Below are 540 nucleotides of genomic sequence, written 5' to 3'. Positions count from 1 at the left end.
CACGACGCAACTCGAAAAGCTGAAGCTTGCGGTTCCTCCCTATCCCAAGGAACAACAAAAAATCGCCCACTGCCTCTCCTCCCTTGATGAGGTGATCGGGCTGGAGTCGCACAAGCTCGACGCCCTCAAGAACCTCAAGAAAGGCCTGATGCAGCAGCTTTTCCCGCAGGATGTGGCATAGATGCAACCTTCTGTGCCGAACAGTCTCCTTCGCTCTGATCTGGACGGCAAGGCTCTGTTGCCGCAGGTAACGCAGGCCAGCCATTCTGAGCATCCCGAGGATGATCAATATCGCGGAGGGCAGGGAGGCGCCATGAACGTCCTTGTGTATCGCCAGGGGACGACAAACTGCCTTGTGTTGCATAAAACGATAATGGCGATACACAACAAAGGTTATATTGGTCGGCGGACACGCCGATATCCCCTGCTTTTTGCGAGGATTCCGGCAGGCCATCCATCATGGCGCGCCGCCGTCAGACCGTGCTTCGTTTGTCACCCTGCCTCACGGGACGCTGCTGACCTGCCAAAAAACCACCCCGG

The 540-nt window shown here is 56.7% G+C and carries 1 protein-coding gene; it reads left to right on the top strand.

Annotation, left to right across the window (positions count from 1 at the left end):
* The coding region (locus ACOCD2_RS25740; protein ID WP_293715964.1) for a restriction endonuclease subunit S at positions 1–181 on the top strand (181 nt) is incomplete at its 5' end.
* Positions 182–540 lie beyond the last annotated feature (359 nt).

Source organism: Thiolapillus sp., from assembly GCF_048562965.1.
In the GTDB taxonomy this organism is placed as follows: Bacteria; Pseudomonadota; Gammaproteobacteria; order Chromatiales; family Chromatiaceae; genus Thiolapillus; species Thiolapillus brandeum_A.
Note: the sequence above shows the minus strand (reverse complement) of the source record. Positions and strands in the feature narration are given on the sequence as shown.